The 18,562-nt window shown below is 62.1% G+C and carries 19 protein-coding genes and 3 pseudogenes; 17 read left to right on the top strand and 5 right to left on the bottom strand.

Features of this window, described 5'->3' with window-relative positions:
- Positions 1 to 121: 121 nt before the first annotated feature.
- The gene (locus NKH89_RS31025; protein ID WP_352911066.1) at positions 122 to 805 is read left to right on the top strand and encodes a phosphotransferase; all 684 of its coding nucleotides are present in this window, start codon (positions 122 to 124) and stop codon (positions 803 to 805) included.
- Positions 806 to 1,146: 341 nt separating this feature from the next.
- Here the strand turns inward: NKH89_RS31025 and NKH89_RS31020 are convergent, their stop codons facing one another.
- Entirely contained in the window at positions 1,147 to 1,386 is a 240-nt protein-coding gene (locus NKH89_RS31020) for a hypothetical protein (RefSeq protein WP_352911063.1), read from the bottom strand.
- A 45-nt stretch (positions 1,387 to 1,431) separates the two neighbouring features.
- Between NKH89_RS31020 and NKH89_RS31015 the strand changes: the two genes are divergently transcribed.
- Positions 1,432 to 1,821: an antitoxin Xre/MbcA/ParS toxin-binding domain-containing protein gene (locus NKH89_RS31015; protein ID WP_031195508.1), complete on the top strand. Its 390-nt coding sequence runs from the start codon at positions 1,432 to 1,434 to the stop codon at positions 1,819 to 1,821.
- Positions 1,818 to 2,336: an RES family NAD+ phosphorylase gene (locus NKH89_RS31010; RefSeq protein ID WP_352911061.1), complete on the top strand. Its 519-nt coding sequence runs from the start codon at positions 1,818 to 1,820 to the stop codon at positions 2,334 to 2,336. The genes NKH89_RS31015 and NKH89_RS31010 overlap by 4 nt, the downstream gene beginning before the upstream one ends.
- Positions 2,337 to 2,459: 123 nt before the next feature.
- On the opposite strand, the pseudogene NKH89_RS31005 reads toward NKH89_RS31010, so the two are convergent.
- A pseudogene (locus NKH89_RS31005) lies at positions 2,460 to 2,633 on the bottom strand (integrase); the annotation flags it as partial.
- Positions 2,634 to 2,902: 269 nt separating this feature from the next.
- Here NKH89_RS31005 and NKH89_RS31000 point away from each other — a divergent pair.
- The 6 genes from NKH89_RS31000 to NKH89_RS30975 all read left to right on the top strand — a co-directional run bounded on the left by NKH89_RS31000 (position 2,903) and on the right by NKH89_RS30975 (position 9,094).
- A complete protein-coding gene (locus tag NKH89_RS31000; protein ID WP_352911058.1) occupies positions 2,903 to 3,712 on the top strand; it encodes a class I SAM-dependent methyltransferase in 810 nt (269 codons plus the stop codon).
- 628 nt (positions 3,713 to 4,340) lie between these two features.
- A complete protein-coding gene (locus tag NKH89_RS30995) occupies positions 4,341 to 5,609 on the top strand; it encodes an amino acid ABC transporter substrate-binding protein (protein ID WP_023723181.1) in 1,269 nt (422 codons plus the stop codon).
- A 161-nt stretch (positions 5,610 to 5,770) separates the two neighbouring features.
- Positions 5,771 to 6,643 carry a branched-chain amino acid ABC transporter permease gene (locus NKH89_RS30990; protein ID WP_352496556.1) on the top strand — a complete coding sequence of 291 codons (873 nt, stop codon included), beginning with the start codon at positions 5,771 to 5,773 and terminating at the stop codon, positions 6,641 to 6,643.
- 8 nt (positions 6,644 to 6,651) lie between these two features.
- Positions 6,652 to 7,638: a branched-chain amino acid ABC transporter permease gene (locus NKH89_RS30985; RefSeq protein WP_352496557.1), complete on the top strand. Its 987-nt coding sequence runs from the start codon at positions 6,652 to 6,654 to the stop codon at positions 7,636 to 7,638.
- A complete protein-coding gene (locus NKH89_RS30980) occupies positions 7,635 to 8,381 on the top strand; it encodes an ABC transporter ATP-binding protein (RefSeq protein WP_352885444.1) in 747 nt (248 codons plus the stop codon). The genes NKH89_RS30985 and NKH89_RS30980 overlap by 4 nt, the downstream gene beginning before the upstream one ends.
- Positions 8,378 to 9,094, top strand: a complete 717-nt coding sequence (locus NKH89_RS30975) for an ABC transporter ATP-binding protein (protein ID WP_352911055.1) — start codon at positions 8,378 to 8,380, stop codon at positions 9,092 to 9,094. Before NKH89_RS30980 ends, NKH89_RS30975 begins: the two co-directional genes overlap by 4 nt.
- A gap of 130 nt (positions 9,095 to 9,224) precedes the next feature.
- On the opposite strand, the gene NKH89_RS30970 is transcribed toward NKH89_RS30975, so the two are convergent.
- Both NKH89_RS30970 and NKH89_RS35900 read right to left on the bottom strand, forming a co-directional pair.
- Positions 9,225 to 9,464 carry a hypothetical protein gene (locus NKH89_RS30970; RefSeq protein WP_198030586.1) on the bottom strand — a complete coding sequence of 80 codons (240 nt, stop codon included), beginning with the start codon at positions 9,462 to 9,464 and terminating at the stop codon, positions 9,225 to 9,227.
- A pseudogene (locus NKH89_RS35900) lies at positions 9,415 to 9,564 on the bottom strand (ISNCY family transposase); the annotation flags it as partial. The pseudogene NKH89_RS35900 and the gene NKH89_RS30970, both read right to left, overlap by 50 nt.
- Positions 9,565 to 9,667: 103 nt before the next feature.
- Between NKH89_RS35900 and NKH89_RS30965 the strand changes: the two are divergent.
- On the top strand, positions 9,668 to 9,838 hold the full coding sequence (locus NKH89_RS30965; RefSeq protein ID WP_023723176.1) for a hypothetical protein: 171 nt from the start codon (positions 9,668 to 9,670) through the stop codon (positions 9,836 to 9,838).
- 52 nt (positions 9,839 to 9,890) lie between these two features.
- Here the strand turns inward: NKH89_RS30965 and NKH89_RS30960 are convergent, their stop codons facing one another.
- A complete protein-coding gene (locus NKH89_RS30960) occupies positions 9,891 to 10,157 on the bottom strand; it encodes a response regulator transcription factor (protein WP_352885442.1) in 267 nt (88 codons plus the stop codon).
- Between the two features lie 141 nt (positions 10,158 to 10,298).
- On the opposite strand from NKH89_RS30960, the gene NKH89_RS30955 reads away from it, so the two are divergent.
- From NKH89_RS30955 to NKH89_RS30930, 7 genes and pseudogenes are all read left to right on the top strand, one after another.
- A complete protein-coding gene (locus NKH89_RS30955; RefSeq protein WP_352590985.1) occupies positions 10,299 to 10,754 on the top strand; it encodes an SRPBCC family protein in 456 nt (151 codons plus the stop codon).
- Between the two features lie 203 nt (positions 10,755 to 10,957).
- Positions 10,958 to 12,016: an adenylate/guanylate cyclase domain-containing protein gene (locus NKH89_RS30950; protein ID WP_352911051.1), complete on the top strand. Its 1,059-nt coding sequence runs from the start codon at positions 10,958 to 10,960 to the stop codon at positions 12,014 to 12,016.
- Between the two features lie 882 nt (positions 12,017 to 12,898).
- A complete protein-coding gene (locus NKH89_RS30945; RefSeq protein WP_352911048.1) occupies positions 12,899 to 13,327 on the top strand; it encodes an SgcJ/EcaC family oxidoreductase in 429 nt (142 codons plus the stop codon).
- Positions 13,328 to 14,228: 901 nt separating this feature from the next.
- Entirely contained in the window at positions 14,229 to 15,974 is a 1,746-nt protein-coding gene (locus NKH89_RS30940) for an adenylate/guanylate cyclase domain-containing protein (RefSeq protein WP_352911046.1), read from the top strand.
- Between the two features lie 161 nt (positions 15,975 to 16,135).
- Positions 16,136 to 16,324 (top strand): annotated as a pseudogene (locus tag NKH89_RS35895) (hypothetical protein); the annotation flags it as partial.
- Between the two features lie 46 nt (positions 16,325 to 16,370).
- Complete coding sequence (locus NKH89_RS30935; RefSeq protein WP_352496565.1) at positions 16,371 to 17,093, top strand: SDR family NAD(P)-dependent oxidoreductase; 723 nt, start codon at positions 16,371 to 16,373, stop codon at positions 17,091 to 17,093.
- Positions 17,090 to 18,139, top strand: coding sequence for an S-adenosylmethionine:tRNA ribosyltransferase-isomerase (locus tag NKH89_RS30930; protein WP_352911042.1), 1,050 nt, complete (start codon positions 17,090 to 17,092; stop codon positions 18,137 to 18,139). Before NKH89_RS30935 ends, NKH89_RS30930 begins: the two co-directional genes overlap by 4 nt.
- Positions 18,140 to 18,562 lie beyond the last annotated feature (423 nt).

Here is an 18,562-nt window from a genome sequence, read left to right as displayed (position 1 = left end):
GTCGGCATCTATGCCAAGCGAAGCGCCGCAAGGAAGATTTTGATGGCATCGGTGGAGGTAGGACAAGAGTGTGGAATGCCTCGGGTGCTGCGCATATTCGAGCTCGGCAGGACGAGAACTCATGATGCATGACGACCAGGTGGATATCGACATCGATATCGCCCGCCAGATGATCCGCGACCAGTTTCCCCAGTATCGTCATGAAGACATCACCTCAGTTAGATCGTCGGGAACCGTCAATGTCATCTTCCGCATTGGCTCGAAGAGCACGGCGCGGTTCCCACTGAGGGCGATGAATCCGACCGAATGCGCCAATATGCTTCGGTCAGAGGCCGCTGCCATGGTCGAGATTGGGGAACATTGCTTATTTCCGACGCCTCAAACGATTGGGCTCGGCGAGCCAGGTCCTCACTACCCAATGCCATGGGCGTTACAAACTTGGATCGAAGGCGAGGTTGCCACGCCGCACGGGCTAAGTGGATCGACGACGTTCGCCCTAGACCTTGTACACCTCGTGGCATCGTTGCGCCAAGCGGACACACGGGGCCGACGCTTCGACGGGCAAGGACGTGGTGGACATCTCTCCGATCATGACGATTGGATGAGTGTTTGCTTTGAAAACAGCGAGGGCCTTCTTGATGTGGCTCGACTGCGCGATTTGTGGACTCGCTTCCGGGCGTTGCCATCCGCTGGGCCTGTCGTGATGACTCATAGGGACCTTATCCCAGCAAACCTTCTCGTGCGGGCGGGCGTCTTGTCGGAGTGCTTGATGGCGGCAGTTTCGGACCAGCCGACCCGTCGCTAGATTTGGTAGTCGCGTGGCATCTTCTAGACCGCGAGCGAAGAGCGACCTTTCGGTGCGCCCTTCAGGTTGAAGATCTTTGGTGGAAGCGTGGTGTTGCTTGGGCATTCCAGCAGGCAATGGGTCTCGTCTGGTATTACCATCGCACCAACCCCGCCATGAGTGCGCTGGGGCGCAGCACGATCTCTCGCATTCTCGACGATCCGGACATCTGAATCGCGCAGTCCCTCCGTCGGGACGGACGTTCGTTTCCTAATCGGGGTTTGTCTACCATGCGCCGGAGTGTCGCGAGACACCGAACCAACTGCTCGCGGCGCCAATCGCACACATCACGAGGATATCGCTCAAACTTTTGATCGGCCACCAACCTCCTCCCTCCGCTTGCCTTCGTCTTTGAAAGACAACGTCAGCGTTTCGTGCAATTTGCCGAGTGTGCCGTCCTTGCAAAAACGAATTCCCTGGACGACGAAGGTGACATGCCCGCTGAACGAGATCTGGCGGGTGCTGTCGCCCGGGGCACGCGTCCAGAAGCCGCCAAACAACGCCATGCGCTTGGGGGCTTGAAACCAGTCGAAAAGCGCCATATGTTTTGCACAGTAAATACGGCTGCTAATATGACAAGGAACTCCATGGGGCAAGCCCTCAAGAAATCCATGCAGAATGAACCCCTGGTTTTGTCCTATATGGACCGTGCCGGGAAAATTGCCGTTGACCAGGTGGCCGACAGCTTTGGAATGTCCAAGGGTCAGTTGGCTCAGACGGCCGGGCTTGCCCGCGAAACCCTCTATCGGCTGGAGCGCAGCCGCACGGCAAAGACGCAGGGGCGTCTGCGCGAGATGCTCGAAATCATCAGCCGCGTGACGGATTGGGCGGGAGGCAAGGAACAGGCCATGGCCTGGTACCGAGCCCAGCCGCTGCCGGCATTCGGTGGACGCACCGCCGAAGCCCTCGTGAAGGACGGCAAGGCCGCTGCTATTCGCGACTACCTCGATCACATGGCCCTGGGTGGCTTTGCTTGAGGTTTGTCGGAACCTGCTACAGGGCGCATGATCCACGTTGGGCATTCAAGCCGAGTTCCGGTGATGGAGCGGCGATCAGGGGCGCTCGATTCAATCCCAAAGGTGTGCCCGCGCTATATCTGGCGCTGACCGTCATGACGGCTGTCAAGGAAGCCAACCAGGGCTTCGCGCATCGCATCGACCCCTGCGTGCTGTGCTCTTATGAGGTGGACTGCGAGGACATCACTGATCTGACAACCGAGCAGGGGAGGGGAGAATCTTCTGTCACGGTTGCGGACATGGGGAGCGCCTGGGCCACGGCTCTCAGCAACGGAGAGCGACCTGCATCCTGGTCCATCTATGACCGGCCGCGGCCTGAAGGCATCGCTGGAATTCTGGTGCCGAGTTTTGCTCCGGGCGCGGAGACGGAAGACCGCAATCTGGTGCTATGGGAATGGGGTCCCGATCTTCCGTACAAAGTGAACGTGTTCGATCCGAGCGGTCGGCTGCCGAAAGACCAGCTGTCCTGGCGATGAAACAGGCCCGGAGGTTCCGGGGCTGCCCGAATGGCCGAAAACCAGTCTTTTGGCGCTCAGGGTGAGGCCGTTCGCGCGAACCTGAGCGGCGGAATAACGGCAGAGGAGGGGGTTTTTGCCTCGTTAGAGGTCGGAAGCCCTGGTCAGGTTGATGCGGATGCGATCTCTGCGGCGCTGATAGTGGCGGGTCATCTCCGAGGAGTTATGGCCGAGCTGTTTTTGCACATCGAGTTCGTCGACCTCGGCCGACGAGGCGAGGCCAGCGCGCAGCGAGTGGCCGGCGAATTTGACGATGCGGGCCATTGTCGAGAAGCCCGGACAAGGCGCAGCAATGACGATGATCGAATTTTCTCTTCAAAGGCTGGGTTGTCGAATAGGATAACTAGGACTAGCAGCCCCGCCAGCGCGTGTCCCGCTGGCCGCCGTGCCAGCGTTAGCGCGAGGGCCTGGCTCCCACGCCCTCCATCGCCAGCGACCGATCGGGAGCACCTGCTGCTCCGCAGACTCGACTTCATATCAGCTGGCGCTAATTATCGTCCCCTGGGTGAAAAAACCTTAGAGGCGACATGCTGAAACCATCAAGGAAGAACAATGTTCGAGAGAGCCGACTTCTTTCTCTTTTTCGCAGCTATGGTGATCGTATCACAGTACGGCGGGTCACACGCAAACTTCATTCGTACCGAGATTGGCTCAGAGCCTTTGCCCTGACGCACCTCCCGACGAGCAAGGCTCATCACTGCAATGCCTGCGATCGCAATGTAGCGGCTTTTTACCGTTTCGGAGCGTACACTCTTATCTGCCCGCTTTGTCATGCCGTGGATCGTGAGCGGTTTTTGATTTGTGCTCTAGACCGTAGGCTTATCAAGTTGCCGGCGGGGCAGCTTGAAATTCTCCAGATTGCGCCGAGCGAGAAGGGTCTTTCAAAGAGACTCTCTCAAGCGGGTAATCTAATCAAAGCCGATTTCGAGCCGGGACGGTACGGGCCCGATACCGTGAAAATTGACCTGATGGACATGCGTCGCACCAGCGATCTCGATATCGTCGTCTTAAGTCATGTCATGGAACACGTACCTGATGATCGGCATGTGTTTCGGCAACTTTGGTCATCTCTTAAGCCCCGAGGGCAGGTCTGGATCCAGGTGCCGCTTATTTATCGCCAAACGATCGAAGCGACGCCATCTATGTCACTGAGCGAGCGCGACGAGCGCTTTGGTGGATCGGATCACGTGCGAGCCTACGGACCGGATATCAAGGAGCGTATCGAGGACGCCGGCTTTACGGTCACCCGAATAAATTCAGATCGTATACCCGCCGCGGATCGCGACCGGCTTGGGCTTCTCTCCGATACTCTCTTTGTGGCAGAACGGCCCGAGTAACCCAATTTGGAATGAAAGCATTGTTGCCACGCTTGTCCGCTTGGGCCTGCCTTCGGGCGCCGGGCCGGCTTTGCCCAGCCAACCCGGACGCGAGCGGACAGATTTGGTTCCGTGGGGCTCCATCTTCGAAACTGCGGCGACCGTTTTAAAGAAATCAAAAGGCTGCCGAAGGCGTCATCTTGGCGACGAGGCCATGATCGGCGAATCCCACCCCTCCGCGACCATGATCCGAGGGCTATCTCGCGCCTTGCCTCTCAAAAAGTGGTTTGTCTACCATGCGACGGAGCGTCGCGAGGAACATAAATCAACAGAAAAATCAACGCCTTAATGACTAGACCTTCGTTCCTTGATGCCTCGCAAACTTGTCTAGGTGCAGAATAGGAGCCGCGTCTACAACTGCTCGCGGCGCCAATGGCGCCCAAAAGGCATACGTCGACGAAGCTGGTGCACGACGAGGCATTGAGCATCCACAGCCTGCGGCGCCTCTACGCGTTGATGACCCGAAGCCGCCTTACGCATTGCCTGTTGACCCAGGCATATCTTCTCTGTCCGCACAAAAGGCATACAGTGGTATAAACAGGAGATATCGTCGGTTTCCAATCTGATAACGGATGAAGGGAGTTGAGTGATGTTCACGAACAGCAAACGTTTTTCGCGCCGTCGGTTCCTCGGCGTCAGCGCCGGCGCCTTCGCAGCCGGCCCGTTGGGCCCGTTTGTGCGAGCGGCATGCGCGCAGGTGACGACATTCAAGGCCGGCGTTATCACCTCGCTGTCGGGCGAGAACATCCTCGGCGGCAACCTGACCAAACGCGGTTACGACCTATGGGCGGAGGCCGTCAACGCCAAGGGCGGGGTTGAAGTCGCCGGCGAGCGTTTCAAGGTCGACATGTTCTACGGTGACGACCAAAGCAACCCCGCGACCGGCGCCGATGCCGCCGAGCGCCTGATCGTCCAGAATGAGGTCGACGTGCTATTCGGCCCTTACACCAGCGGCTCGACTATCGCCGTGCAGCCGATTTGCCAGAAGTACCAGGTGCCGATGATTTCCGGCTCCGCGGAATCCCCAAACGTCTGGAAGGCCAAGCCGGAATTCAACTTCGGCATCATCCCGGCCGTGGACACCACTGCGGGTAAATCGCTGGCCGTGCTGGCGAAACTGTCTAACCCCATGGCCAAGACGATTGCTGTGATCGGCGTCAACGAACCCTTCTCGAAGGAAACCGGCGAAGGTTTTCGCGACGGGGCCAAGGAGGCCGGATTGGAAGTCGTCGCCTACGAATTGGTGCCGGCCTCTGGCGACCTTACCCCCGTCATCTCTAAGATCGCAGCGCTCAATCCCGATATCGTCGCCGTCGGCGGCCATGAGGAGCCGCTGATCAATGTCGTCAAGACCTCCAAGTCGCTGAACTTCCGGCCCAAGGCGCTGATAATGCACTATGGCGTCACCGACCCGGCCTTCGCCCAGGCGCTCGCCGCGGACGCCGACGGCACCTGCGGCGTCTCCGTGTGGCTGCCGTCAGTTTCATATAAGGACGACCTCTTCGGCACCGCAAAGGAGTTTGCCGAGATGGCGCAAAAGAAGTCCGGGCACGAGCCCGACTATACCGAAGCGGCCTGCGCGGCCAGCGGTCTCGTTTTCGGCGATGCCGTCAAGCGGCTTGGCAAGAAGCCGGGGCTCACGCCTGAAGACAGGGTTGCTCTTAAGGACGCGATAGCCGCGACCGACATCCAGACCTTCTACGGACCGATCAAGTTCGAGAAGGAAGGCAACCACTACCACGACAACGTCCAGCCGGTGCCGGTGCTGATCCAGATTCAGGGTGGCAAGACCGTAGCGGTGGGGCCGAAAGAGGCCGCGGCAGCGGACCTCACCTACCCGCTGCCAGCTTGGAAATAGCCGGTTCTGGACAGGGTGGGGGCGGCCTCGTCGCCATCACCCTTGCCCGGCGCAATGACGGTGGTTGCGCGTGCTCGGAAAATGACGGACCATGCTATCGTGTGTACGGCCGCTTTGCCGCGGCACTCCGCTCTTTCGTTGGCTGACGGACGGTTCCCGCGTTGGATCTATTCCTACAGACCTTGCTGAACGGCCTTCTGATCGGCGGCGTCATCGCCACTTTTACGATCGGTTTCCAGCTCGCTTTCGGCGTGCTGCATGTCATCGATTTCGCGGTGGGCGGCTGGGTCGTGCTGGGCGGCTATCTCGGCTACTATATGGGTGCCGGACTTGGTGTCGACGGATTCCTGGCGATCCCCGTGGCCTTCATGCTGTTCGGCGCCATCGGCTATCTGATTGGGCCGATCCTCTACAATGTCCGCAACAGCCGCACGGCGCGGCCGGAATTGATGGCGCTGGCGTTGACCTTCGGCCTGTTCACGCTACTGCGCGGCGGCATGCTGACCGCGTGGGGCTTCAATACCCACAGCGTGCCGACCGTGTTGAGCGGAGAGAGCCTCGCCGTCGGCCCCGTGACGGTGCCACTGATCCGCGTGGCCGCGGCGGTCTTCGCGATCGCCATCGCCGGCGGACTGTTCCTGTTCCTCTACCGCACCCGCTATGGGTTGGCGATCAGAGCGACGGCTGAAAACCGGCAGAACGCCGCACTGATGGGCGTCAACATCCGCCGCCTCAGCGCCACTGTTTACGGGCTCTACGCAGGCATCACTGCCATGGCCGGCGTACTAATGGGTGCAATCTTTTCAGTGAACCCGGAAGTCGGCCTGCGCTATACTCTATTCGCATTTTTCGTGGCTGTGCTTGCCGGCTTGGGCTCCGTCGGCGGTGCCCTCGTCGCCGCGCTGCTGCTCGGCGTCATCGAAGCCTTCGTCGCGACCTATGTCGGGTCGAGCTATTCGCTGCTGGCGATCTTTGGCACCCTATTCCTCGTCCTTCTCGTGTCTCCGCGCGGGATCCTGCGGCACGGCTTGTGAGGCGGGACATGAAGCCACGCTGGGCCGTCCTCCTCCTGCTGATCGCCGTAATCGTTGTGCTGGCGCTGCTGCCGATGCTGGTCAACAACTACTGGCTGCGCATTGCCACCGGCGCGCTGATGTGGGCGGGGCTGGCCTGCTCCTGGAACATGCTCGGCGGCTATGCCGGCTACATCAATTTCGGCCATTCGGCCTTCTTCGGGCTCGGCGCCTATGTTACGGCGCTGCTGATGGGCGACAGGCTCGCCTGGCCCTTCTTCGCCACCCTCCCGGCCGGTATCGTGGTGACGGCGCTGTTTGCCATCATCATCGGCGCGCCGACGCTGCGCCTGCGCGGAGCCTATTTCGCCATAGCCACCTGGGCCTTCGCCGAGGTGCTCATACAGTTCGCCTCGGTGATGGACTTCACCGGCGGCATCGGCGGTATTGGGCTGCCGCCCTTTCTTGACGAGCGCTTCTTCTACTTCGCCATGTTCGGCGCGGCTGCGCTCACCTATCTCATTACGTGGGCGCTGTTCGAGCGCTCGCGTTTCGGGCTGAAGGTCAAGGCACTGCGCGATCATGAGCCGGCGGCCGAGGCTATCGGTATCAATACTTCGCTGGTCAAGCTGCAGACCTTCGTGCTCAGTGCCGTCACCGCCTCGGTATTCGGCGCGATCTTCGCCTACTGGGTCACGTTCATCAATCCGAAAAGCGTCTTCGGCGGCGACATCACCGATCAGATGGTGGTGATGGTGCTGCTGGGCGGGCTGGGCAGCCTGTGGGGGCCGGCATTGGGCGGTGTGGCGCTCTTTGTCGTAAACCGCATCATCTGGATGTATTGGGGTGACACCGCCTTCTATATCGCCATATTGGGCGCGGCCATCGTGCTGGTGGTGCTGTTTCTGCCGAACGGCATCGTCGGCATGTTTTCGAGGCGCGTGGCCAAGTCTGGCGCCGTGCTGGACAAGGCGGTCGGCAATCTTGTCGGCGGCGGCCCGGGACGGCCCAGTTGAGCGCCGCCGAGGGCAAAACGGCTGGCACCGGCGAACCTATTCTCGTCGTGCGCGAACTCCACTGCCATTTCGGCGGCATCAAGGCCGTCAACGGTGTCTCCCTGGACGTCGGTCGGCGCGAGATCGCCGGCCTGATCGGACCTAACGGGTCTGGCAAGTCGACTCTGTTCAACCTGATATCGGGCACGGTGACGCCGGATCGTGGCCAGATCCGCTTCGACGGTCACGAAATCGGCGGCCGAAAGGCTCACGCGATCGCGCGGCTGGGGCTTGCTCGCACCTTCCAGATTCCGGCCATGTTCGACAATATGAGCGTCACCGAAAACCTGCTGGCGGCTGCGGCCGAGGGCCACTGGCAGGGCGCGCGCGAACGGGCGGCCGATACGCTGGCGCTGCTCAAGCTGGAGCATGTCGCAGACAACCGCGCATCCGATCTTTCGGGCGGCCAGCAGAAACTGCTGGAGTTCGGGCGCGTTGTGATGCGCCAGGCCTCGCTCATTCTGCTCGACGAGGTGACAGCGGGCGTGCATCCCAGCATCCGCAAGATCATCGTGGAGGCCATCGCGCGGCTGCGCGAGCGCGGCACCACCGTCCTGGTCATCGAGCACGACATGGAAATGGTGCGGAACGTGTGCGACCGCATCATTGTCATGGATGCAGGCCGTGTCGTGGCCACCGGGCCTTTCAACGACATCGTTCGCAATTCGGAAGTTATGCAGACCTATCTGGGGCGGCCACAATGAGCAGCACGCTCACCGCCGACAACATCGTCACCGGCTACGGCAAGCAGGAGATCGTCCATAGCGTCTCGCTGAGCGCGGAAGCTGGCAAGATTACCTGCATCTTCGGGCCGAACGGCAGTGGCAAGTCGACCCTGCTCAAGGCCATTGTCGGCGCGCTGCCGGTGTGGAGCGGTACGGCGCGCCTGGGTGAATCAACACTCTCCAACCTTGCCGTCCATGAAGTGGTGCGCCAGGGTCTGGTGTTGATGCCGCAGGGCGGCGGTGTGTTTCCGCGCCTGACAGTGATGGAGAATTTGCGCATGGGTGGCTACGCCATCGCAGACCGGCGGATAGTCGAGCAGCGCATCGAGGCGCTGATCGAGCAATATCCCTCTTTAGCACGGCGGCGGCGTACCGCGGCCGGTTCGCTTTCGGGCGGCGAGCAGGCAATGCTTGCGCTGGCGCGGGCACTGGTTTCGGAACCGCGCTTCATTCTGCTGGACGAGCCTTCCGCCGGATTGTCGCCGGCCATGGTCATCGAGACGCTCGAACGCATTACCACCCTCACCGCGCACGGCATTGGCATCGTGATGGTGGAGCAGAACATCCGCGAGGCGATGCCGATTGCGGACAAGCTTTACATCCTGGCGGCCGGCGAAAAGCGCTTCGAGGGGACGCGTCGGGACGTGCGCGACGACCGGCAGATCATGGAAATCTATATGGGGGGAGCGTGAGAGAAGCGGTCGACACCCCAGCGCGAGTTGCAAATGCCAAATGTGGCTTGGCGGTTAGTTGTAAGAAGGCGGTCATTTTCGGCAGTCAATTGGGAGAATGATCAGGCTGAGTTCGTTGTCGTACAGAAGTTCAAGCCTGCTGCTCAGAACCTGAACACTCGCCCTGTGGCCGACTTGGCGAGACCTTTGCGTCGAGCAACATTTCCGTTCTCATATCCAACTCCCGTCGTTCGTTTCGTGGAATGCCGAAGATATCGCCGCAAAGGGGAATGTTCAGATCACCGGCCCGGCGCTTCGCCGAAGCCACCGGCAGGATCGTCCTTGCCAAAGCGAGCGTTGAAGTCCGCCATGAACTCAGGTGCATAAGCATTGGTCTCCTTTGATCGTGCTGATGACGCGCAGGCGCAGTGCCTTCACAAGCCGGTCCTGGAGTGTCTGATGGCGCGCTCAACACGTCCTTTGGCAACCGGCACGCGTCCGCCTGCAGAATAATAGAGAGATGGTCCCGAAATGGATGTTGCGTAGGAGCCCGGGATCGACGGGCGTCACTGCAGCACTTCTTGATGGACTATCATGTCCGCGGCCCGCTGGCCGATCATCATACTGGGCGCATTGGTGTTGCGGCCGATCAACTTCGGCCGCGTCCAGGAGGGCAAGGGCCGCAAGGACCGCCACTCCACGATGTCGCCGCGACTGCACGAACTGCTCCGCGTCTGGTGGCGTGAGGGCGACGACGGGGCATGAAGCTGCCGCAGCTTGCCTGTTTCCGCGCCGAAACCCCGGTCACTGACGGGAATCAGCTACGCGTAGGAGCACCGCGCCAGTTTTGGCGCTTAGGTTCTGCGAATTTGCAGAGGTGCCGGTCGATGGTCTTTCCGCTGAGGCAGAGCTCATGAGCGATCACCTTATTCGACCTGCCGGTCGCCACCAGCCGCAGCACGTGCAGCTCGCGTGGCGTCAGCCCGAAACCAATCTCCGGTGATGCAACTGATCTCTGAGAATCGATCCTCGGGATATCGGATGCGGCACCCAACGCTTCGAACGCTCCCGAAGCGGAGCGCATGCGCCGCGGCTGTGATCGGCGAGTGCCCATCGGAATCTCGCCACACTTGTCACTCCAGAGTAGATGTCCGATCCTATTCTATCGCACGAGCAGCCAACTGGTTTACAATTGCTCCAACTGTCGCAACTATGGAGGAAGCCGATGCAAGAGGCCCTCGTCGTCCGCCGCGAGACACACATCCCGGCGCCCCCCGCTGCGCTGTTTGCCCTCCTGACCGATCCGGAGAAGATCCTGCGCTGGATGGGAACGGAGGCGCAGCTCGAGCCGCAGTCCGGCGGGCTCTATCTCGTCAATGTTACCGGGGCTCGCGTCGCTCGCGGCACCTTCCGGGAGGTGGTGCCGGTGCACCGTCTGGCATACAGCTTCGGCTGGGAAGAGAGCGATGAGGTGCCGCCGGGATCGAGCCTGGTTGAGATCGATCTGATCGAGCAGCCGGACGGAACGCTGCTGCGCCTGACCCACACCGGCCTGCCCAATGCCGAGCAATGCGCCGGCCATGCGGAGGGCTGGGCTCATTACCTCGGCAGGCTGGGCGAGGTTGCAGCCGGGCGTGATCCCGGCCCGGATCCCAAATACGGCCACACGGGCAGGGGGTGACGGCCTTCCGCGCGCGATATCGCCGCCCGTGAGCCCGTTGCAATTTGACGGCGGACGCCGGCTCGCAGGGCGGGTCGAACCCGGCGCCATCGAGGATCGGACCGTACCAGCGCCGGGGGCGGGGGGAGGATAGATCGGCGGGCCGGCTGCGCATCGTCACGGCGCGGATGACAGGCCGGGTGCGGTGGCCGCATAATCGCGCCATGGATCTGCCCGCGCCTCTCGCCTGGCTGGTGGACGAGGCCGGCGCCTCGGCCGCCCCCGATCGGTTTCTGGCCGAGCTCGGCGGCCGACTTCTGGCTGACGGCCTGCCGCTGGCCGGCGGCGCGCTGACGCTCGCGGTTCCGCATCCCATTATCACCCGCCGCACCTGGCTTTGGCGGGCGGAGACAGGGGCGGTGATCGAGGCGCTGAGCTTCGCCGGCGGTCCGCTCGGCCAGGCCGGGCGCGACTGGCTGGCGGAGCTCGGCCCGGTGCAGGAGGGCCCGGTTGGCCGGGCGCCGGATAGTCCGGTGCTGGGCTGGGCTGGAACCCGGCCGTTCGGCCCCGCCGAGGCTGCCCGGCTGCGCCAGGCCGCGCGCTTCGCCGCGGCGCCCCTTGCCGCACTTGCGGCGCGGGCGGCGCTGACAGCGCTGCTCGAGGCTTATCTCGGCCGGCGCAGTGCCGCCCGGGTGCAAGGCGGGTCCCTGCGCCGCGGCACCGGAGAAACCATTCGCGCCGCGCTGCTCTATGCCGACCTGCGCGGCTTTACCGCCCTGTCCGAGTCAACCGAGCCCACGACGGTGATCGCCGCGCTCGACGCCTGGTTCGACCGCGTCGCCGGCGCGGTGCACGCCTTTGGGGGCGAAGTGCTGAAATTCATCGGCGACGGCATGCTGGCGATTTTCCCGGTCACCGCTGCGCCGGCCGATGCCTGCGAGGCGGCGCTGCGCGCCGTCGTCGCCGCCCGCGCCGGCATGGCCCATCTCGATGCGGGGCGGCAGGCGCAGGGCCTGCCCCGGCTGCCGTTCGGCGCGGCGCTGCATCTCGGCGAGATGCTGTGGGGCAATATCGGCGCGGTCGACCGGCTGGATTTCACCGCCATCGGCCCCGCGGTCAACCTGGTCAGCCGGCTGGAGGGGCTATGCCGGCCGCTCGGCCGCTCGGTGCTGATCTCGGGCGCGCTCGCCGCCGAGATCACCACACCGCTGGTGCCGCTGGGCGAACACGTGCTGCGCGGCATCGCCGCGCCCTGCACCGTCTTCACCCTGCCGGATGCGTAATCGCGGTCCTGCGGGGCGGCGGCGTCAACCGCAGATTTGGTTAGCTTGATTTTGGCCATCTAGTCGTCTCCGAACGTCAAAAACTAGGAGCAGAATAGGGGCACTCAGACCCACTGCTCCGGACTACTGCCGCGTGCTAGAGAAAGGTCGAAGGCTCAAGAACGCAAGCTAAGTCCTTGCATCGTAGTGTCTTTTCGCATTTTTACTTGCAAACGGCGGACATGAACTTAGACGAAATTGGCGGGCTCTTAGTCGGCTTCCGCCCCCCTTCGGCGTCTGCATCCGGTACGGTTTCATCAAAGATGACCGACCAAACAACATCCATCAGCCTGCGGCGCCTGACGCCAGGATTGTCACTTGGGGGAAGGCCGGACTGGCGCCCTGAGCATTTGTGGCGCAACTGCGACGCATGGCATGTGCATGGAATGGCGCGAAGACACCGTCCTCGGGCAAGGTGCGGCAACGCTATCATGTCACGATGATAGCCATCAATTCGCTCTTCTGCCGTGCAGACTTTGGTCTTCCGCTTGATTGGCGCGAACGCGACTTCCTATTCCAAGCGCGCTCGAATGCTTAGGCTCAGGTTTAAGGTGGCGGCGCATTGCGGTCTGGGCAATCAAAGGTTGAGCCTTCTTCACATGGAGAAGGCTCATCGCCAACGCCGCCATAACGTTCAACGAGTTTTGCGAATCCGTAGGCGAAGGCGGAAAGAAGAGCCAGGATACTATTCGGATGGCCATAGGGGATCGTAACAGGATCCCACATTGGATGTCGCAATTCCTCCGCTGCCGCTAGTGCGTCAATTTGAAATTTGACCTTTGCCGTGTCGCATCCGGTCCGGGCTCCTATATGCTTAGCGGAGGTACGCAGGAGACGTGGGTCATGAGCGTGACGTCTGATAAGCCCGAGCATGTCGCTACCGCTTTTGCGAACGCTTGGAACCGGCATGACATGGATGAGTTTGCGTCTCTGTTCGCTTCCGATACTAATTTCGCTAACGTCGTAGGTGTTTGGTGGAAGAACCGATCCGAGATCGAAGCGGCGCACCGAGCCACCCATGACACCATGTTTCGGGATAGCCGATTAGAAGGCGATATCTCGTCGGTTGTGGAATTGGCTCCGGGGCTTGCTTCTGTTCATTACACTTGGACGCTAACGGGAGCATTTGCTCCGGACGGCTCCCCGGCCGGGGTTAGGAAAGGCATATTGCTTCTGATTGTCCAAGAAGGGCAGTCGGGATGGCGAATCAAGGTGGCTCAGAACACGGATATTGTTCCAGGCGCAATCGCCCCAGCCGGCTCGAAAGGCTAGCTCGCGCCAACCAGAGGCGGAACAGGGCGTCCGCCAGCGAGCCTGACCACCAATACGTATGCGTGCCGGAATGCCGAATTCGACTGCTTTGATCCTCGTCACCGAGGCCGTCAGCGCCACGCGTGCCGAATTCCTGGTCTTCGCCAAGGCCCCATGGCGCCATGGACCTGAGGGTACCGGCCGAGGTGGGCGTCGTTGCAAAAGTGACTATCCTCGGCTCAGGCAAGCTCGATTTCTCCGCCGTGACAAAATGGTGAGCGGCGAAGACATGAAGCCCGAGCGGCTTGACAATAGCCGACTGAGGATGTCGGCGTGTTTGCCCAATCACATGCAACTAAGGCCATCTTGGCTCAAAGGTAGCCTTTGGCCGAGGTCGGTTCTGAATTGAAGCCGGCCTACATCTATCACGAAGTGAATGGCAGTTTTGCGCTTCAATATCGGCCGCAGAGGCGGATTTTGCTTTCGCCCAAAAGCAGACATCGCAGCTGACCATGCTGAAGGTCGCGCCCGCACTACCTGCCGACCTCAGCACCTCTAAGCGCAAACGTCTGGTGTAATGCCCGATGCGCGCGCTCGCCGGCCATCTCGCTGTTACATCGCCGTGACAAAAGCACCGCCACGGTGGCGTCAACCGGTTACACAGGGCAAGAAATATCTCCGGCCTTCTGGGAGTGACGTGTCAGCGTCTCCAGAGGCTGCGTGGGCGCGGCGACTGGAACGCTCCACGCCTCGCAAGAGGGTTAGCGAAACCTCGTGAAGGCAAGGTCGAGCTGCGTTCTGCGTTCTATATCGGCGACGGCGGCGACTGGGAGAGATAGATACCATGCGCATGGGGCGTCTGGAAGTTGGCAGGACATGGACGCGGGGCGGCCCGCGTGCAGGCGCTTGGCTGAGCGGTGCAGTGACCACGCAGCGCCACCTCGCAGCGATCATGGCTTGCGACGTGGTCGGCTATTCGCGCCTGACGGAGCGCGACGAGCGCGGCACGCTCGAGCGGCTGAAGATGTACCGCAAGGACCTCCTCGAACAGCTGGTCTCTGTGCACCAGGGTCGGATCGTCAAGCTCACCGGCGACGGCATGCTGTGCGAGTTCGCGAGCGTCGTTAACGCGGTGACCTCGGCAATGGCGATTCAGCAGGCCCTGGCAGAACATGAGGCGGAGATGCCCGAGGAAGAGCGGATTCGCTTGCGCATCGGTGTCAATCTCGGCGACGTGGTCTGCGAGGAGGACGGCGACCTCTACGGTGACGGGGTCAACATCGCCGCCCGACTCGAAAGCATCGCCGATCCCGGCACCGTGGTCGTCTCCGGCACCGCGTACGACCACCTTCAGGGCAAGCTCGATTGCGGCTTCAGGCCACTCGGCAACCTGCGCCTCAAGAACATCGAGCGGCCCGTGCGCGCCTACCGCGTCGAGTCCGACGCCAGCGCCTCGGTGGCTGCATCGCCTCCCTTGCCCGAGAAACCCTCGATCGCGGTCCTGCCTTTCACCAACATGAGCGGCGACCCCGACCAGGAATACTTCGCCGACGGGCTGGTGGAGGACATCATCACGGGATTGAGTCGGGTGAACTCCTTCTTCGTGATCGCCCGCAACTCGTCCTTCACCTACAAGGGCCGGGCGGTAGACCTGCGCCAGGTCGGGCGCGAGCTGGGCGTCCGCTACGTGCTAGAAGGCAGCATCCGCAGAGCAGGATCGCGGGTGCGTATCAGCGGGCAGCTGGTGGACGCTATCAGTGGGCACCATGTCTGGACTGACCGCTTCGAGGGCGATGTGAGCGACATCTTCGACCTGCAGGACAAGGTGACCGAGAGCGTCGTCGGTGCGGTCGAACCGAGCATCCGGCTGCAGGAGATCAAGCAGGCGCGCATGAAACCGACCGAGTACATCAGCGCCTACGACCTCTACCTTCGCGCGCTGCCGCGCTTCTACAGCATGACGCGCGAAGGCTTTGCTGACGTGCGCCGGCTCACCAACGAGGCGCTCAGCATCGACCCTGGCTTCAACTTGGCGAAGGCACTCGGCGCCTATATCCGCAGCCTATCCGTGAGCCAGTGCTGGCACGAGCCCGACGATATCAGAGTCGCCGCGCGCATGGCGCGAGAGGTACTGGCGGAAGCGCGCGACGATCCCACGAGCCTGCGCTTCGCCGCGCAGGTGATCGCCTACAGCGCGAAGGACTACGAGATGGCGTTGCGCACGATCGAGCGATCCCTGCTGCTCAACCCCAATTCGGCGCAGGGCCATACGGGCAGCGGCTGGGTGAACGCACATTCCAGCCGCCCGCTCGTCGCCATCGAGCACTTTCACAGGGCAATGCGGCTGAGCCCGATCGACCCCGAGAAGGGCATCGCGCTCTCCGGCATCGGGATGAGCTACCTGATGCTCGAGCACTACGAGGAAGCGCTGGCATGGGGAGAACGCGCGCTGCACGAGATGCCGAACTACGGCTCTTCGCACCGGGTGGTGATCATGGCGCTGGTCAAACTCAACCGGCTGGACGAGGCGCAGGCGGCGGCGCGGCGTCTTATGAAGGCGTTCCCGACCTACACGCTCACCCTGCAGAGACAGATCAACCCGTGGCTGGACGAGGTGTTCGCCGAGCGTTATGTCGAGGCGCTGGGCATCTCCGGCGTGCCAGAGTGATCGTCGCAGTTGCAAAGATGCCCGGCGAGGCGACGTTCCCTTGACCTGCGTCGCTTCTGGAAGGCCAGTTCTCTGGCGGCTTGTGTTAGGACTGAGCGCGTAGAGCAGCGTGAACAGCCGGCGAGCTCTCCGTTGAATTCGCGTCGAACTTCCGGTTTCGATCCGCTTCTTATAATGCAACAGGCAACCTCCGGGCGGTTCAGATCCTGCATGGGCACACCGAGATCGAGAATACGGTTCGCCATCCGGACGCATGCGATCAGCCCGCTGGCCGACAAGGCGAAGGTGCGCCTCGATACGTGAGTCTGGTCGGCATCGATCCACGGAATGAATGCTTGACCTCAAGTTAACTTCAGCTTGTACCAATAAGTTGTACGGATTGAAGGAGTATCGTCAATGCTGACCAACATTGATCTTCAGGGACTTCGTGTAGCAGTCACCGGCGGCACGTCCGGCCTAGGACTGGCCCTTGTCCGGCAGCTTGCCAGAGAGGGTGCGTTCGTCGCCTTCGTTGCCCGCACTGCCGCGAACGTCGAACGCATCGCTGACGAGACGGGCGCACATGGCATCGTCGGCGACGTCGGCAAAAAGGACGACATCTACCCGATCGCGTTGCAGGTCACCGCGAGCCTAGGCGGGCTCGACGTTCTGATCAACAATGCGTCGAGCCTCGGGCCCGTTCCACTGGCGCTCCTTGCCGATACCGAGTGCGAGGAGCTGGAAAAAGCGCTCGCGGTCAACCTCGTCGGCGCGTTCCGGCTGACGAAAGCACTGTTCGGTGCACTTGCCGCGTCCGCGCGCGAGGACCGTGGCGCGCTGGTGATCAACATTTCCAGCGACGCGGCGGTGAACGCTTATCCCGGCTGGGGCGCGTATGGTGTGAGCAAGGCCGCTCTTGCTCACCTGACGGCGATTTGGGACGAGGAGGCGAAGGCCGACGGCATCCGGCACCTCGCGCTCGACCCCGGCGATATGGACACCCCGCTGCACGCGCTGGCGCTTCCTGACGCCGATCCGTCGACATTGAAGCGTCCCGACCTGGCTGCTGCCGAGATCATCGAAAAGATGCTCGATACGTTGCCGGCCGGCGCAACACTTCTCGCCGAGACACGCGGATGATTGCCGCCGACCGTCCGGATCGGCGCGCCGCCAGGCTGCTCGTCGTGGAGGCGGACGGCGCGACGCGCGACCTGCCGCGCACTGAACTCGCGATACTGTTCGATGCCGGCGATCTGGTCATCGCCAATGACGCCGCGACCTTGCCTGCCAGCTTGCGCGGCACGCACCTTCCCAGCAACGAGGCGATCGAGTTCCGCCTGGCAGGCTGGCTGACATTTCCCGACCCAACCAACTTCCTGGCGATTGCCTTCGGCGCGGGCGATCACCGCATGCGCACGGAAAATCGGCTGCCTCCGCCCCCGCTATCACCAGGCGATCACCTCCGGCTCGGCCGGCTTGAAGCCGTCATAGAGCGCCTTCTCGACCATCCTCGCCTTCTCGAATTGCGCTTCCGAGGCAACCGCGCAGCGGTGCTTGCAGGAGTGGCGCAGCACGGCCGGCCGATCCAATATGCGAATGTTCGCGAACCGTTGGCACTTTGGAATGTTTGGACGAAGATTGCCGCCGGGCCGGTGGCGTTCGAGGCGCCATCGGCAGGGTTCGCACTCGACTGGCGCACGCTCCAGGCCTGGCGTCGGCGAGACGTGGGCTTCGCAACACTCACGCATGCCGCGGGCGTGTCTTCCACCGGGGACCCCGCGCTCGACTTGCGCCTCCCTTTCGACGAGCCGTACCGCATTCCCGAGCGCACGGCGGCCCAGGTCGCGCGGGCGAAGCTCCGCGGAAGCCGCATCATCGCAATCGGCACGAGCGTGGTGCGCGCGCTTGAGGCAGCTGCCAACCCCGACGGCAATGTGCGTGCCGGAAATGGCATTGCGACCGGGCGTATCGCGCTGGGCACGCCACTTCGCGTGGTCGATGCGATTCTCACAGGCGTCCACCAGCCCGGCGAAAGCCATTTCGAGCTGCTGCGCGCCTTTGCCGACGATGCTCTGCTCGCCAAGGCCTCCGCAGCCTTCGCCGAGCACCGATATCGCACGCATGAATTCGGCGATTCCATGCTGCTCAATCGCCAACGGCTGGATCGATCGCGGACAGAACCATGAAGTGCGCGAGACGAAGCCTCTACTCTAGGCGATCCGATGATCTTGGATTTCCAAGGCTTTCGAAAACGACATTTTGATTAAGTAATTCATCTAAAACAACTATTTTGACACTAGTAACTTCGACTCTAGGGGTCCGGAGTTCGAATTTCGCCGCCGGGAGTCACGCGCGAGCTGCGGCTGAGACGCGGATAGGCCCGCGCCCTGTGCCGCGGTGATCGCCACCACCTCACCAATGCCTATTCGCCGAGCCAGGGTGAGCCGGGAGCGACGATGGCGGTATTCAAGTTGACGCTAATACAATATTGCCTACGCTCCAACGTTGGGCGATAGTGTGCGTCGGGAGGCAGGAGGCCATAGTTGGCTTTAGCTTAGACTTTGCCCAATCACGAGAGAATACCTTGCAGCTCGTGAATCGGTTCAAGG

The organism is Mesorhizobium sp. M0923 (genome assembly GCF_040319365.1).
Taxonomy (GTDB): Bacteria; Pseudomonadota; Alphaproteobacteria; order Rhizobiales; family Rhizobiaceae; genus Mesorhizobium.
This window is presented reverse-complemented; position numbering and strand designations above follow the sequence as displayed.